Origin of the sequence: Rhodanobacter sp. L36, assembly GCF_009765755.1 — a bacterium.
GTDB lineage: Bacteria > Pseudomonadota > Gammaproteobacteria > Xanthomonadales > Rhodanobacteraceae > Rhodanobacter.
In genome coordinates this window covers 1066495-1082461 of sequence record NZ_LMUV01000002.1, presented here as the reverse complement: position 1 = coordinate 1082461, position 15967 = coordinate 1066495, and the positions used below count along the sequence as shown (strand labels likewise).

Genomic DNA, 15967 nt, shown 5'->3' with positions numbered 1-15967 from the left:
GCGCCGGGTTTTTTAGCTTCGAACCTCGACAACTCAGTGCGCGACCGGCGCCGAGTCGGTCGATGAAGCGGCCGCGGGCGACGCGGCGGCGATGCGGGAGAACTGACCGCCGTAGGGCAGCACTTCGCTGGCCAGTTTCGGATCGGCCTTGATCAGGCCCACGGCGTCGAACAGCACATGCGCGGTTTCGTTCAACTCGACGTCCTTGGCTTTCTTGGCGTCCTTCTCCTCCTTGAGCTCGCTCTTGAAGCTGCGCTCGTTGGCGTTGAGGCCATCGTCGAGACTGCTGTCGTCACCGAGCAATGCTGCGTCGCCGTCGATCGCCTTGTGGCGCGCGCGGAAATCAGCCTGGATGGCATCCTGCTGCTTGCGCTCCACTTCGCGCTGCGCGAGGTTCAGCGAGATCGTGGTCTTGTCGCGCATCGTGCGGTACTGGGTCAGCTCGTCGAGCATCAGCTTCCACGCCGGCGACTTCGCCACGCGCCCGTCGTGCGCCTGCTGCAATTGCGGCAGGTAGGCGTTGAGGTTGGCAACCGGCTGGTACGCCGCGGGGGGAATCTGCGTCCACTGCAGCGCGTTGTCGTAGGTGGATTCGCCGAAGTCCTTCTCGTCGCCGTTCTTCGGATACAGGATGTCCGGCGTCACGCCCTTCAGCTGCGTGGAGCCGCCGTTGATGCGGAAGAATTCGGCGATGGTCATCTTCAGCTCACCGAACTGCGGCTTCTCGCTGTCGCCATTGGCGAAGCGATCGAGCTGCACGAGATTCTGCACGGTGCCCTTGCCGAACGTCGGCTCGCCAACGATCAGGCCGCGATGGTAATCCTGGATCGCCGCGGCAAAAATCTCCGACGCGGATGCCGAGCCACGATTGACCATCACCGCGAGCGGGCCACTCCACGCGAGACCGGCATCGTCGTCGCCCTGTGCCTCGATCTCGCCGTTGGCCTTGCGCACCTGCACCACCGGACCCTTGTCGATGAACAAGCCGGTGAGCGAATCGGCTTCGTCGAGCGAGCCGCCGCCGTTGTTGCGCAGGTCGACCACCACGCCTTCCACGCCTGCCTGCTTGAGCTCGCCGAGCAGCTTGGCGACGTCCCGCGTGGCGCTCTTGTAATCCTTGTCGCCTTCGCTGCGCGCACCGAAGTCGGAATAGAACGAAGGCAGCTCGATCACGCCGATCTTGCGCGTGACGTCGCCATCCTTGATGTCGATGATCTTCTTGCTGGCAGCGGCGTCCTCCAGACTGATCTTGTCGCGCACCAGCGTCACCATGACGTGCTTTCCATCAGGACCCGCATCGGCAGGAAGAACTTCCAGCCGTACCGTTGTGCCCTTCTTGCCGCGGATCAGGTTGGTCACGTCGTCGATGCGCCAGCCGACGACATCCACCAGCGGACCACTTTCGTTCTGGCCCACCGCGACGATGCGATCGCCGGGCTTGAACTTGCCTGACTTGATCGCCGGGCCGCCGGGAATCAGCGTGAAGATCATCGTGTAGTCGTCGCGCGACTGCAGTTGCGCACCGATGCCTTCGAGCGACAGGCGCATCTGGATGTCGAAATTCTCCGCGTCGCGCGGGCCGAGGTAATCGGTGTGCGGATCGGTGGTGTTCGAGTACGCGGTCATGAAGGTCTGGAACGCGTCCTCGCCATCGAGCTGCTTCACGCGATCAATATAGTTGGCGTAGCGCTTGTCCAGCGTCTTGCGAATGTCGGCATCGGTCTGGCCGGCGAGTTTCAGGCGCAGCCAGTCGTTCATGGTGCGTTTGCGCCACAGGTCATCGAGTTCGGCCTGGTCTTTCGGCCAGCCGGCATTCTTGCGATCGAATGTGTAGGTATCGTTGGCGGAAAAATCGAAACCCTTTTTGAGCAGTTCTCGCGCATAGCCCATGCGTTCGACCGCGCGCTGCACGTAAACATTGAAGATCGAGAACGGCGCGTTGAGGTCCTTGTTCCACACGGCGTCATCGAGCTGCGTTCGCAGTGGTGCGAATTTCGTCATGTCGGCTTGCGTGAAAAAGACTTTCTCGCTGTCGAGCAGCTTGATGTAAGCGTCGTACACGCGTGCGGACATGGCATCGTCCAGCGGCTGCGCGTCGTAGTGGAAACGGGTGAGGAAACGCGCGGACAATTGCGCCGCCTGCGCCTGCGTATCCGTGGCCTTCAACGGCCACACGGCGGCCTTGCGGCCGGTGCTGCCGGCACCGAGATCGGCCGCCGACTGCGCGACGACGCAGGTGGTGGTGAAGACAAGCAACAGCAGCAGCGCGTGGCGAAATTTCATGAAGGCTCTCAGACGGACTCGGTGACACCGGCTGCATGGGCCTGCAGGTCGGCGTGATAGGACGAACGCACCAGCGGACCGGACGCGACGTGATGGAAACCCATCGCCTCACCGGCTTCGCGCAGCGCTTCGAATTCTTCCGGCGTCCAGTAACGAACGACCGGGTGATGATGCGGTGTCGGTTGCAAGTACTGGCCGATGGTGATCATCTCCACGTCATGGGCGCGTAAATCGCCCATGGTCTCGATCACCTGATCCCAGGTTTCGCCGAGGCCGAGCATGATGCCGGACTTGGTCGGCACATCCGGATGCTGCGCCTTGAACCGCTTGAGCAGATCCAGCGACCACTGGTAGTCGGCGCCGGGACGTACTTCGCGATACAGGTGCGGCACGGTTTCGAGGTTGTGGTTGAACACGTCCGGCGGGAAATCCTTCAGGACATCCAGCGCGCGCTCCATGCGACCTTTGCCACGGAAATCGGGCGTAAGGATTTCGATCCGGATCGTCGGGCTGGCGTGACGCACGGCGCGGATGCACGCGGCGAAATGTTCGGCGCCGCCATCGCGCAGGTCATCGCGATCGACCGAAGTGATCACCACGTAGCGCAGGCGCATGTCGCGGATGGTCTCGGCCAGGCGCGCCGGCTCCAGCGGATCGGGTGCCACCGGACGGCCGTGCGCGACATCGCAGAACGAACATCGGCGCGTGCAGACTTCACCCAGGATCATGAAGGTCGCGGTGCCTTTGCTGAAACACTCGTGGATGTTCGGGCACGAGGCTTCCTCGCACACGGTGACCAGTGCGTTTTCGCGCAGACGTGCCTTCAACTGCTGCACGGCGTTGCCCTGCGGCAGGCGCACGCGAATCCAGCTCGGCTTGCGCAGCGTCGGGACGGTGGTGTCGAAGCCGGCGCGGTTGAGCGCGATCTTGTCGTTGCCGATCTGTTTTTCGACAGCGGACGCTTCCGTTGGCGCGCCACTGACGACGCTGATCGGAATGCTGCGGATGGGTGACGTGGAAATTTCGCTCATGGAAGCAGCTCAGACCGCTACGCGAGCGGGGAGTTCGGGGATCAGGGGAGCGGCGGGCTCGGCGGTGAAACCGAACTGACGGCAGAATTCGCCGATCAGCACGTCTTCGACATCCGCCAGCCGCGACGGACCGCCCAAGTCTACCAGTTGCGTGACTTCCAAACCCTTGTAACCGCAAGGGTTGATGCGGTGATAAGGCTCAAGATCCATCGCCACGTTGAAGGCCAGGCCATGAAAGCTGCAGCCGCGCCGCACGCGCAAGCCGAGCGCCGCAACCTTCGCATCGCCCACGTAGACGCCGGGCGCACCTTCGCGGCGCACGGCCACGATCCGCCAGTGCGCGACGGTGTCGATGATCGCCTGCTCGATTCGGTTCACCAGCTCACGCACGCTCACGCCGGCGCGGCGCAGGTCGATCATCGGATACGCCACGATCTGGCCGGGCCCGTGATACGTCACCTGACCACCACGATCGACCGGCACCACCGGGATATCGCCGGGCGCCAGCACGTGTTCCATCTTGCCGGCCTGTCCAAGGGTAAACACCGGATCGTGCTCGAGCAGCCAGAGCTCGTCGACCGTTTCTGCCGTGCGGTTGTCGGTGAATGCACTCATCGCGTGCCACACCGGCTGATAAGGCTGGCGGCCAAGGCGACGGACTTTCAGCGGCAACGACATGACGGGCCTCGAGTGAAACAGGAAACAGGGAACTGAAATATCTTGGCGTCGTGCAGGTAATCAAGCTTGGACTGCAAACAAACTGAGAAGCGCCAGGTCACGGGCAAGCCAACGTCCCGTTCCCCGTTCCCGTTCGCCGCTCTCACAGCGTGTACTTGATATCCGGGCTTTCGCGCAGCGCCGCATGTGCCGCTTCATATTGCTCGCGGTCCTTGCAGTGAATGCTTACCGTGACCGAGACGAAATTGCCCGCGCCCGATTGCCGGTGCTTCACGCTCTCGTGAAACACATGCAGGCCGGCGCGATCGAGAAGCTGTGGCACATGCGTGGGCAGATTGGCGCTGGCAGCGCCGACGGCGGTGATTTCGAAATCGCCGGGAAACTGGAAACCCTTGCCGTCCTGCTTCGCCTGGGTGAAATCGATCGGTTCCATTATTTGCTGTCCGGCGCCTGTTCGGTGGTGCCCTTGCTGCTGTGGAACCACAGCATGATGCTGTCCCACAGACGCGAGAAGAAGCCGCCCTGCGGCGCATCCACAAGTGCAACGACCGGCACGGTCTGCACGGGTTGGCCGTCAAGCGTGATGTGCAGCGTGCCAACCTGCTGTCCCTTCTTGAAGGGCGCGATCAATGTCACCGGAATATCCATCGTGGGCTTGAGCTTTTCGTAGTCGCCACGCTTGATCGTGACCAGCACGTTGTCGTTCACGCCGATCGGCAACTGGTTGATGCTGCCCTTCCACAACTTCGGCGTGGCCAGCGGCTTGCTGGCGTCGTAGAGCTTGTGCGTCTCGTAGAAACGGAAGCCGTAGCTGAGCAGCGCCATCGCCGAATCGGCGCGCGCCTTTTCGCTGCTGGCGCCCATCACGATGGCAATCATGCGCGACTCGCCCTGTTTGGCCGATGCAGCCAGACAGAAACCGGCCGCGGCAGTGTGGCCGGTCTTGATGCCGTCGACGCTCGGGTCACGCCACAGCAGGGTGTTGCGGTTGTGCTGCGGGATGCCGTTCCAGACGAATTCCTTCACCGCCGAAATCGCGTAGTCCTCCGGGAAATCGTGGATCAATCCGCGCGACAGGATCGCGATGTCGTGCGCGGTGGTGTAGTGGTTGGCGATCGGATAACCCGATGCATTCTGGAAGTTCGAGTTGACCATGCCGAGCTGCTTGGCATACGCGTTCATCAGGTTGGCGAACGTCTCTTCCGAACCAGCGGTGTGTTCGGCCAGCGCGATGGCTGCGTCGTTGCCGGACTGGATGATCAGCCCGTACAGCAGATCCTTCACCGACACTTCGCTGTCGAGTTTGAGAAAGCTGGTGGAACCATCGGTGCCTGCGCCGCCGCCCTTCCACGCATTCAGGCTGATCTTGACCGGATCGGCCATGTGGATCTTGCCGTTGGCGACTTCGGCGGAAACCACGTAGTCGGTCATGATCTTGGTGATCGAGGCCGGCTCCACGCGCAGGTCCGGCTCCTTGCTCGCGAGAATCTGGCCGGTGGCGTAATCCATCAACACCCAGCTCTTGCCATCGACATCCGGCGGCGGCGGCACCGGCGCGTCGGGCACCACGGGTCGCGGAACCGCCGAAGGATGTGGCGGCGTCTGGGCCATGGCGACACCCACCAGCAATGCAGCGGCGGCGAACGGAATCAGGGTGCGGCGGAAAAAATTCATCGTGGCTTTCAGTCCAGTCTTTGATGACGGCGCGGCGGCGCCGGCAAGGATAAGTGTTCGAACAAACCCGCTCAGTCTACCGCGACCTGAGGCCGCGGCAGACCCATGTCCTCGATCCGCGCGGTGACATCGTCCGCGCGTTCCACATCCGCCAACGGCCCGACGCGCACGCGACTCACGTGGCGGCCATTGACGTCGGACTGCACTACCTGCACCTGACCGAGGTTCGCCAGGCGAAGACGCTGCGCCACGCGTTCGGCATTGGCGGGGTCGGAAAACGCGCCCACCTGCAAGTAAATGCCCGGCGCATGCCCTGTTGTGACCAGCGTCGGCGGCGGTGGTTCCGACATCGGTTCGCCCGGATCGATGCCGCGCACTTCCACCAGCCCCGTGCCCTTGGGCCAGATGCCGATCTTCACTGCGGCCACGTACGAAAGATCGATCACGCGATCCTGATGGAACGGGCCGCGATCGTTGATCCGCACGACCACGCTCTTGCCGTTCTGCAGATTGGTGACGCGCGCGTAGCTCGGCAGCGGCAGTGTCTTGCTGGCCGCAGTGAATGCGTACATGTCGTAGTTCTCCAGGCTCGATGTCTTGTAACCGTGGAATTTGTTGCCGTAGAACGACGCGATGCCACGCTCGACATATCCGCGGGCGGACGGCAGCACGCGGTAGCTCTGACCGAGCACGCTGTACGGCGACTTGTTGCCGTACAGCGCGCGCGGTTCGACTTTCGGCACGGGCTCGACCAGCTTGCTGATATCCGGCGCAGGTCCGCCGGGCACGCTGTCGTCGTTGTCGCGATAGCGGCTGCTTTGCGGGCGATTGGTGTCGTCGCGGAAATTGTCGTCGCTGCTGCGACTACCACCACGTCGATCGGTCGGGATGCTGCGATATTCGCGCGCGCTGCTTTGCGATGCGGGGGATTTCGTCTTCGCGCCGCTGCAACCAGCCAGCGCGAACGCGCAGGCCAGGAGCAGCGCAACGACGGCAGCACGCGTCATGGTCCGTTGTCTGCCTGGCGTGCGCCGGCGGCGATCGCCTTGGCCAGCTGATCCACCGCCATCGCATAAAGCGGGCTGCGGTTATAGCGTGTGATCACGTAGAAATTCTGGAACGTGAACCAGTACTCCGGTCCGTTCTCGCCCTGCAAGGTTTGCAGACTGGTGAGGCGACCCGGATCACGTGGCTGCAACGGCGCGTAACCCCAGGCCATCAATTGTTCAAGGGGCCATTGCGGCGTGGCGTCTTTCACCATGATCGGTTGCGCGGCGGGATCGGGCTGCGCGCGCGACGCCACCGGACCACCTTCGACCCAGCCATGGCCGGCGAAATAATTGGCGACGCTGGCGAGAATGTCCGGCAACGACGCCTTCAAATCGATGTGTCCGTCATGGTCTTCGTCTACGGCATAGTCGCGAATGCTGGAAGGCATGAACTGGCCCCAGCCTTCCGCGCCTGCGTACGAGCCGGTGAGCGTGTCGATCGGCCCGGCGAGATGGCTGCTTGGCAGGCTCAGCAGCGTCTTCAGTTCCGCGCGAAAAAACTTAGCGCGCGGCGGGTAATACAAGCCGAGCGTGACCAGTGCATCGAGCACCTTGTACCTGCCCGTTACGTGTCCGTAGAACGTCTCCACGCCGACGATGGCCACGAGGTATTCCGGCGCCACGTGGTATTCGCGGCCGATGCGCTCAAGCAGCTCGCGATGCGCGCGATAGAACGCCACGCCATCGTCGATGCGCTTGTCGGTGAGAAAGATCGGTCGATAGTCCTTCCACGGCTTGGCTTCCGCCGGGCGGCCCATCGCATCGAGAATGCCTTGCTGTTTCTTCGCATGATCGAGCAGCGCGTTGAGCGCGGCCGGATTCTTGCCGGTTTCCTGCACCACTTCGCGCACCAGTGCAGCCTGCCCAGGATGCGTTTCCGCCTGCGCGATCATCGACACGCCGGCGAACAACGCGCAGAAGACGAGCGTGGAAAAAACTCGGCGCGAAGCCTGGCTGGCGGTCATGTCGTGGCTTCGCTTGCGTGTGGTCGGCATCGTCGAAAGCCTAGCATGCGCATCGGCCGTAGCTGCCTCGTCGAAACGCGGCGAACGCGTGTTCTATTCATGCATCTTGCGGTTGGCGTGGATCGACATCAACACACCGAAACCGACCAGCAGCGAGACAGCTGATGTGCCGCCGTAACTGATCATCGGCATCGGGACGCCGACCACCGGCAACATGCCGGCGACCATGCCGCCGTTGACGAACACGTAGACGAAGAAGCTCATGCCGATGGCGCCGGCGAGCAAGCGCGAATACGTGTCTCGCGCTTCCATCGCGATCCACAGGCAGCGGCCAATGATGAAGGCATACAGCGCGATGATGCCGATCACGCCAAGCAGGCCGAACTCTTCGGAGAAAACCGCGAAGATGAAGTCGGTCGTATGCTCGGGCAGAAAATCCAGCCGCGACTGCGTGCTGTGCTGCCAGCCCTTGCCGAACACGCCACCGGAGCCGACCGCGATCTGCGACTGGATGATGTGCCAGCCGTTGCCGAGCGGATCGGATTCCGGATTGAGCAAGGTGAGCACGCGATCACGCTGGTACTGATGCATGAAATGCCAGCCCACCGGAATCATGCCGCCGACAGCAGCGACGATCAGACCGATGCGCCACCATGCCATGCCGGAAAGAAACAAGGCGAACGCACCGGCCGTGGCGACCAGCAACGCCGTGCCCAAATCCGGTTGCTCGGCGATCAGCGCAGCGGGAATGCCGATCAGAATACCGACGACGATGATGTCCTTCCATCCCGGCGGAAGCTGGCGTGGATGCAGGTACCAGGCAACCATCATCGGCATGGTGAGCTTGAGCAGTTCGGACGGCTGAAAGCGCATCACGCCCAGGTTCAACCATCGATCGGCGCCGCGACCCTCACCGAGCACCGCCACCACCACAAGTAACACGGTGCTGCCCACGTACAGCCATGGTGTCCAACCGCGCAACACCGATGGCGGGATGCGCGAAATCACCAGCATCAACGCGGCGCCCAGCACAAAGCGGCCGGCTTGCCCGCCGACCAGCGCGAGGCTCGCGTCGCCTGCGCTGTAGAGCGTGATCAGCCCGACGGATGCCAGCAGGAACAGACCGAACGCCAGTGGCAGATCGATGCGCGGGCGCGTGAGGATGCGCTTGAAGAAACGATGCGAGCGGCTGTACATGGTGTCGATCATGGCTGCGCTCCGCTCGTTGCCTGAGCAGGTTCGTCCTCGACGTCGCCGCCGTTGTCGTCTTCGTTGTCCGGCGCACTGGCGGGCGAAGCCGAGCTCGAGGCCGAAGGTGCCGGCGCGGAAATCGGCGCCGCCGACGTGATAGTCATTGGCAGACGTTCGCTGCCGGGAATATCGCCGCCATGTGCAGCGAGCCACGCATCGAATATTTTTCGCACGATCGGGCCCGCGTCCTTGCCGCCCCATGCGCCGGCTTCGAGCGCCACGGCGGCAGCGATCTGCGGATGATCTGTCGGCGTATACGCCATGAACCAGGCGCGATGACGCGCCGCGAGATGCGCGCTGCTCTTGTTCAAGTCGTATGCTTCGGTGGTGCGCGAAAAACGTTCTGCCGTGCCGCTCTTGCCGGCGATCGCATAGGGAAATCCATCATTCAATCCCTTGCCGGTACCGCCAGTGATCACCGCGCGCATGCCTTCGTTGATGACATCCCATTCGGCCGGGTGGTGGATCAATGTTTCTTCTGCCGGATTAGGCAGTGGCGTCGGCTGCGCTTCCGCATAACCGCGCGTCGCCATCACCACGCGCGGCAGATAGGGCACGCCATGTCCGGCCAATGTCGCGATGGCGTGTCCCAGTTGCAGCGGCGTCACTTCCCAATAGCCCTGGCCGATACCGGCAATCACCGTCTCGCCGGGAAACCATGCGTCCTTGCTGCGCGACGCTTTCCACTCGCGCGAAGGCAACACGCCTTCGGATTCGCCGTAGAGATCGATGCCGGTCTTGCCGCCGAAACTGAAGCGGCTCATCCAGTCGCTCAATCGATCGATGCCGAGATCGAGTGCGAGCTTGTAGAAATAAGTGTTCGTCGATTTCTCGATGGCACGCACCATGTTTACCGTGCCATCGCCACCGCGAGTGTCGTCTCGATAGCAGCGCTTCTGTCCCGGCAAACAAAACTGACCGACCGACAACACGGTGTCTTCCGGACGTCGCACGCCGTATTCGAGACCGCCGAGAGCGAGGAACGGTTTGACCGTTGAACCGGGCGGATAGACGCCTTTCATCGCGCGGTTGAGCAGCGGCTTGTCCGGGTCGCCCATCAAGCCCTTGTAGTCGACACCGCTGATGCCGTTGACGAAGAGGTTGGGATCGAACGAAGGCACGCTGACCATCGCCAGCACCTGACCATTCTGCGGATCGATCGCCACCGCCGCACCGGGCCGGCCGGCGAACGCATCCTGCGTCGCCTTCTGCAAACGGATATCGATGCTGAGATACAGATTCCTGCCGGGCGTCGGCGCGTGCGTTTCCAGTACCTGTTGCGTCTGGCCGTCCGCATTCACCTCGAGCACTTCGTAGCCCGGCGTGCCATGCAGCACGTCTTCGTACGAGCGCTCAACGCCACTGCGTCCCACGTGACTGGTGCCTTGATAGCGCTTGGCGTCGAGCCGATTCATGTCATCGACATCAATACGGCTGACGTAGCCCACCACATGTGCAAACAGCGCGCCGAACGGATAGTGCCGGGTCAGATAAGGCACGACATCGACGCCGGGAAAGCGCCAGCGATTCACAGCGAAACGATCGATCTCGTCTTCGCTGAGGTGCATTTTCAGCGGTACGCTGTCGAAGCGCCGGGTCTGGGCCAGCTGTTTCTTGAAAGCATCGAGATCGTCCTGACCCAGCGGCACGACTTTGCCCAGATCGGTCAGCAACGCGGGCATATCGTCGACCTGCTCCGGTACGACTTCGAGTCGGAAGGCCGGCTGATTGTCCGCAAGCAGTACGCCATTGCGATCGTAGATGAGGCCGCGCGGCGGAGGAATCGCGCGCGGCTTCATCCGGTTGTTTTCCGAGCGCGTGACGAACTCGTCATGCCGCACGATCTGCAGATGCACGTAACGACTCACCAGCACGCCGAAGCACAAGAGGATCAATACGAAGCCGACTACCGCACGTCGGCGGAACAGCGCGTTTTCGCTGCGGGAATCCTTGATCGACCGGCGAAGTTTCATGTCACTGGTTCATGCTTCATTGGATACGCAGACGCGCACGCAAATCGTCGAGCAGCAGGAACAGGAACGGCCACAAAGCTGCGCCGACGAATGGCGAAATCCACCAACTCGCCGGCGGCATCGTTGAGCCAGCCAGGATGCGTACAACCAGCAACAGCAGACGATCGTTCAACAACAGCGCGAGCACGGCCAGCGTCTGCTGCCACATCGGAAAAAACCGCAGGCGCGAACGGAAGCGCATGACAATGAAAACCAGCGCGCACAGTCGCAGCGCCTGTTCGCCGAGCACGACGCCATCGAGCAGATCTGCTCCAAGCCCGATTGCAAACGCGAGGCCAAGGGTGACGCGGTCTTCCGATTCGAGCGCCCAGTACAGCAGGAACAATGCCGGCCAATACGGCTTGAAGGGCTCCAGCACATCCGGCAGCGGCACCAGCATCGAGAGCAGCGCGAACACCAGCGTGCCAATGAACCACCACAGGCTCATGCGTTGCCGGTTCATTGCGGCACTCCGGCAGCGCCGCTGGAACTGACCGGCCTCGCAATCGGTGTGGCCGTCTGAACGCCGGGCGGTAATGTCGCATCCACAGGCGTCGGCGCAAGATCGCCCGGCGGCCCTGCTGGCTTAACCGGCGCGGGCGGACCATCGGGTTCGGCCTGATCGTGCAGCAGCAACACGTCTTCGCTGCGATTGATGTCCGCTGCCGCCGTGGCTTGCGCTGTCTGGAACATGCCACTCGACGACGGTGCCGCCGCGATGATGTCGCCCACTGGAAAACCGGGAGGGAAACGACCACCCAAACCGGAAGTCAGCAAGTGATCACCCGCACGCACATCCGCCGCCAGCGGGATATTCGGCAAAGTCAGTTGATTGCCATCACGCGAACCATAGGCGACCGTGCGCAAGCCGGAGCGCTCGATCACCACCGGAATCGCGTGCGACGGATCGGTGACCAGCATCACTACCGACGTTGTCGGCAGGACTTCCTTGATCTGCCCGATCACGCCATGGGCATCGATCACCGGCTGGCCGGGTTTGACGCCGTCGCGCACACCGAGGTTCAAGGTCATGCGATAGCTGTAGGCACCGAGGTCCACACCGATCACGTGAGCCAGCTGCACATTCAATTCGAGACTGTGTTGCGTGTCGAGCAACTGTTTCAGATGCTGATTCTGTTCGGCGACCGACGCCATGCGATTCAACTTGGCGTTCGCCAGCAGCAGATCTTCGCGCAGCCGCTGGTTCTGCTCGGTCAATCGCTGGCGATCGGCGAACGCCACGCTCATCGTGCGCACGCCTGCAGCCGGCAAACCTGCTAGACGGTAGATCGGTTCCACCACGGCGGCCGTCGTCGAGCGTAAACGCCACAGCCAGCCATTGCGATGGTCGAGCACCATCAACACGAGTGCGATGGCGAGATAGAAAATCAACCGTAGCGTGCCGGCAGCATTGCCGGCGAACAGTGGCGAGGACTCGTCGCGCGAGCGCGCCATGGTCGCGCCTTATTCGGGCGCGAAGAAATCGCTGCCGTGCTGATCAATCAGCTCCAGCGCCTTGCCACCACCGCGCGCCACGCAGGTCAGCGGATCGTCCGCGACCTGCACGTGCAAGCCGGTTTCCTCGGAAATCAGACGATCCAGATCGCGCAGCAACGCGCCACCGCCGGTGAGCACGATGCCACGCTCGGCCACGTCGGAGCACAGCTCGGGCGGCGTCTGCTCGAGCGCGGATTTCACGGCGGCGACGATACCGGCAAGCGGCTCATGCAGCGCTTCGAGGATTTCGTTGGAGTTGATGGTGAACATGCGCGGCACGCCTTCGGCGAGATTGCGGCCGGAAATCTCGATCTCCCGGACCTCGCTCTGCGGAAACGCGCAACCGATCTGCAGCTTGATTTTCTCTGCCGTGGATTCACCGATCAACGTGCCGTGATTGCGGCGCACGTAGTTGATGATCGCCTCGTCGAAGCGATCGCCACCCACACGCACCGACTGCGAATACACGATGCCGTTAAGCGAAATCACCGCCACTTCCGAAGTACCACCACCGATATCAAGCACCATCGCGCCACGCGCTTCGTGCACCGGAATACCGGCACCGATCGCCGCGGCCATCGGTTCCTCGATCAGGAAAACATCGCGCGCACCGGCGCCTTCGGCGGACTCCTTGATCGCTCGACGTTCGACCTGCGTCGAGCCACATGGAACGCACACCAGCACGCGTGGACTCGGACGCAGGAAGCGGGACTTGTGAACCTGCTTGATGAAATGCTGCAGCATCGCCTCGGTCATGGTGAAGTCGGCGATGACGCCGTCCTTCATCGGGCGGACCGTGGCGATATTGCCCGGCGTACGACCCAACATGCGCTTCGCATCGCTACCGACGGCAGCGATCGTGCGCGGGCCACCCGGGCCACGATCCTGCCGGATCGCCACCACCGACGGCTCGTTCAACACGATGCCTTGGCCGCGCACATAAATCAGCGTATTCGCCGTGCCGAGGTCAATGGAGATGTCGTTGGAAAAGATCCCGCGAAACTTCTTGAACATGAGTCCGCCGTGTATCGGCTTGGCTAAAAAGTAAGCTCGCCAGTCTAGTCAGCGCATGCTGCATGCGCAAGGACAATAACGTTAAGAAATCCCTCCACAACACGGTTCTAAGCGCTTTTCCTGCGCCACGATATGAACCACGCGACGGTGCGAAAAGGTCGCCTTGACCGGCGTATGGCGTTACGATTCATCCTTTTGAGCGAAGCCGCCGCGTGGCTTTGATCGGGTCGCTGGAATGCGATCGTCCACTTTGCACGGGAACACCCCCTCACATGCCTGCCGTCATCTGCGGATCGCTTGCCTACGACACCATCATGGTGTTCCAGGACCAGTTCAAGAATCACATCCTGCCCGACCAGATGCACATCTTGAACGTGTCGTTCCTGGTGCCGAGGATGCGCCGCGAATTCGGCGGCTGCGCGGGCAATATTGCCTACAACCTGAAGCTGCTTGGCGGCGATCCGCTGCCGGTGGCGGCGGTAGGCCAGGATTTCGCTCCGTATCGCAAGCACATGGAGCAATGCGGCATCAGGCTGGACTGCGTGCGGGAGTTCGACGACCAGTTCACGCCGCAATGTTTCATCACGACGGACCTGGACAATAACCAGATCACGGCTTTCCATCCAGGTGCGATGTCGAGTGCGCAAGAGAACCACGTCCGCGATATTCCGACGATCGATTTCGCCATCGTCGCGCCAGACGGTCGCGATGCGATGCTTCAACACGTCGACGAATTCGCCGAACGCGGCGTGCCTTTCATCTTCGATCCGGGACAGGCGATGCCGCTGTTCAATGGCGACGAATTTCGCTCGATGATCGAAAAAGCGACGTATGTCATCGTCAACGACTACGAATCTCAACTGCTTCAAGCCAGAACAGGTTGGAGCGCGGAAGACATTGCAGCAAAGGTTACCGCTTACATCATCACGCAAGGACCACGCGGCTCGGTTATCCACGTAGGCAGCGAAACGCATCAGATTCCACCAGCGCGCGAGCGCCAGATCGTCGATCCGACCGGCTGCGGCGACGCTTATCGCGCGGGCCTCATCTTCGGAATCATGCAAGGAAAGGACTGGCCCACGATTGGTCGCATGGCATCACTGATGGGTGCCCTGAAAGTGGAACACCCGGGTACCCAGAACCAGAGCTTCGACTACGTCCAGTTCGCCGCAGAATTCGCCGATCAGTTCGGCTACTCGCTCGATTGATTGGGGCCGGTTGAGTTGCCCGATTTAAAAGACATACGCCGCGAGTCGTAAGACTCGCTTCAAAAGGTGTATCAAGTCATCGCATATACGTCGTCGTTTCAGCGACGAGTTCAAACGTCAGACCGTCGGGCGGGTCATCGAGCGGCGACACCGTGTTTCCTGGTCACACGTAAGCTGAATCTAATCGATGGCGTGCTGCGCCGATGGATGGATGAATCCCTGCAGCCCGATCTCATCGTCGACTCTCCAGAAACTTGATCCAGGCATAACCGTGAGTCTCCGGGCAAACTAGCCCAAGGAGACCAGCGATGCGCTAGAGCAAGTTTACCGAGAATCAGATTGTGACAATGAATACCGAAGTGAGTCGGAAGCGGTCGGCAGGTCAAGGATGTGTGCCGCGAACTGGGTATTTCTGACGCGACCTATTACGTATGGAAGTCCAAATACGTTGGCATGGAGGTCTCCGACGTGCAGCGGCTGCGTGATGTCGAGACGAAGCACGCCAAGCTCAGGCGAATGTATGCGAGCTGGCGATGGGGAACACGTGTAGAAGGATCTCACTAAAAAAATGTAAACCAGCACAGGCGTCCTCTGCAGGCGCGGTTGATGAATCACTGTGATTGGAGCGAGCGTCGGGCTAGTTCGGCGATGGGACTGTCGCGGTCAACAGCATATTGTCGGCGCCGCCCGGATCGGGACGAGAAGGTGGTCGCGCTACTCGCAAACTGGCTGAACGACTTTCTGAGCGCGGTTTCGACAAGCTGTGCCAACTGATCCGTCGCCGCGGGTTGGTTGGAACCACAAGGGGGTATGGCGCGCGTGTTGCCTGATGCAGCTCAACCGTTGTCGCCGTGGCAGCAAGCGTGCTCCGAACCGACATCCTCTGCCATTGATGGCCGGCGACCGCATCCACGGCAGTTTGTCGATCGAATTCCTTGTCCGACGTCCTCTGGGATGGGCGTCGCTTCCGCAACTTCAACCTGCTCGATGACTTCAGCCGAAAGGCACGGGCTTTGAGGTCGATCTGAATCTGCTGGTCGGCCGCGTAATCAGGACACTTGAGCGAATTGCCGCAGGGCGCAACTACCCGCCAAGCTTCGTCTAATTAACGGTCTGGAATTCGTCGCACTGGCGCCGGCCGAGTGGGCTGACCGCAAAGACATCACGCTGGACCTCATTTGAGCCGGGGCGGCCCATGCAAAGCGGCTTGCTGCTGTAGTTGCGGCGTGAGAGCCAGATGCTGCGGATGGAGCGAGAGATTCTAAAAAGCGACGATGCTCTTTGCCAAAGAGGCAGCATAAAATA

Annotated in this window: 13 protein-coding genes and 1 pseudogene; 2 read left to right on the top strand and 12 right to left on the bottom strand. The window is 61.7% G+C overall.

Annotated elements, in window-relative coordinates; genetic code table 11:
• Positions 1–33: 33 nt before the first annotated feature.
• From GSQ73_RS04630 to GSQ73_RS04575, 12 genes are all read right to left on the bottom strand, one after another.
• Positions 34–2283: a carboxy terminal-processing peptidase gene (locus GSQ73_RS04630; RefSeq protein WP_158881415.1), complete on the bottom strand. Its 2250-nt coding sequence runs from the start codon at positions 2281–2283 to the stop codon at positions 34–36.
• An 8-nt stretch (positions 2284–2291) separates the two neighbouring features.
• Positions 2292–3314 (bottom strand): lipoyl synthase, encoded by a 1023-nt coding sequence (gene lipA, locus GSQ73_RS04625; protein ID WP_158881413.1) that lies wholly within the window; start codon positions 3312–3314, stop codon positions 2292–2294.
• A 9-nt stretch (positions 3315–3323) separates the two neighbouring features.
• Positions 3324–3992, bottom strand: coding sequence for a lipoyl(octanoyl) transferase LipB (gene lipB, locus GSQ73_RS04620; RefSeq protein ID WP_158881411.1), 669 nt, complete (start codon positions 3990–3992; stop codon positions 3324–3326).
• A 142-nt stretch (positions 3993–4134) separates the two neighbouring features.
• Positions 4135–4425 (bottom strand): DUF493 family protein, encoded by a 291-nt coding sequence (locus GSQ73_RS04615; protein WP_158881409.1) that lies wholly within the window; start codon positions 4423–4425, stop codon positions 4135–4137.
• Complete coding sequence (locus tag GSQ73_RS04610; protein WP_158881407.1) at positions 4425–5666, bottom strand: D-alanyl-D-alanine carboxypeptidase family protein; 1242 nt, start codon at positions 5664–5666, stop codon at positions 4425–4427. The genes GSQ73_RS04615 and GSQ73_RS04610 overlap by 1 nt, the downstream gene beginning before the upstream one ends.
• A gap of 71 nt (positions 5667–5737) precedes the next feature.
• On the bottom strand, positions 5738–6673 hold the full coding sequence (locus GSQ73_RS04605) for a septal ring lytic transglycosylase RlpA family protein (protein ID WP_158881405.1): 936 nt from the start codon (positions 6671–6673) through the stop codon (positions 5738–5740).
• The gene (gene mltB / locus GSQ73_RS04600; protein WP_254063287.1) at positions 6670–7608 is read right to left on the bottom strand and encodes a lytic murein transglycosylase B; all 939 of its coding nucleotides are present in this window, start codon (positions 7606–7608) and stop codon (positions 6670–6672) included. The genes GSQ73_RS04605 and mltB overlap by 4 nt, the downstream gene beginning before the upstream one ends.
• Positions 7609–7773: 165 nt before the next feature.
• Positions 7774–8889: a rod shape-determining protein RodA gene (rodA, locus tag GSQ73_RS04595; protein WP_158881401.1), complete on the bottom strand. Its 1116-nt coding sequence runs from the start codon at positions 8887–8889 to the stop codon at positions 7774–7776.
• Positions 8886–10904: a penicillin-binding protein 2 gene (gene mrdA, locus GSQ73_RS04590; RefSeq protein ID WP_158881399.1), complete on the bottom strand. Its 2019-nt coding sequence runs from the start codon at positions 10902–10904 to the stop codon at positions 8886–8888. Before mrdA ends, rodA begins: the two co-directional genes overlap by 4 nt.
• Positions 10905–10920: 16 nt before the next feature.
• The gene (gene mreD, locus GSQ73_RS04585) at positions 10921–11406 is read right to left on the bottom strand and encodes a rod shape-determining protein MreD (RefSeq protein ID WP_158881397.1); all 486 of its coding nucleotides are present in this window, start codon (positions 11404–11406) and stop codon (positions 10921–10923) included.
• A complete protein-coding gene (mreC, locus tag GSQ73_RS04580; RefSeq protein ID WP_158881395.1) occupies positions 11403–12398 on the bottom strand; it encodes a rod shape-determining protein MreC in 996 nt (331 codons plus the stop codon). Before mreC ends, mreD begins: the two co-directional genes overlap by 4 nt.
• Before the next feature lie 9 nt (positions 12399–12407).
• A complete protein-coding gene (locus GSQ73_RS04575; RefSeq protein WP_158881393.1) occupies positions 12408–13454 on the bottom strand; it encodes a rod shape-determining protein in 1047 nt (348 codons plus the stop codon).
• A gap of 272 nt (positions 13455–13726) precedes the next feature.
• On the opposite strand from GSQ73_RS04575, the gene GSQ73_RS04570 reads away from it, so the two are divergent.
• Positions 13727–14662 carry a carbohydrate kinase family protein gene (locus GSQ73_RS04570; RefSeq protein WP_158881391.1) on the top strand — a complete coding sequence of 312 codons (936 nt, stop codon included), beginning with the start codon at positions 13727–13729 and terminating at the stop codon, positions 14660–14662.
• A 347-nt stretch (positions 14663–15009) separates the two neighbouring features.
• Positions 15010–15875 (top strand): annotated as a pseudogene (locus GSQ73_RS17985) (transposase); the annotation flags it as partial.
• Positions 15876–15967 lie beyond the last annotated feature (92 nt).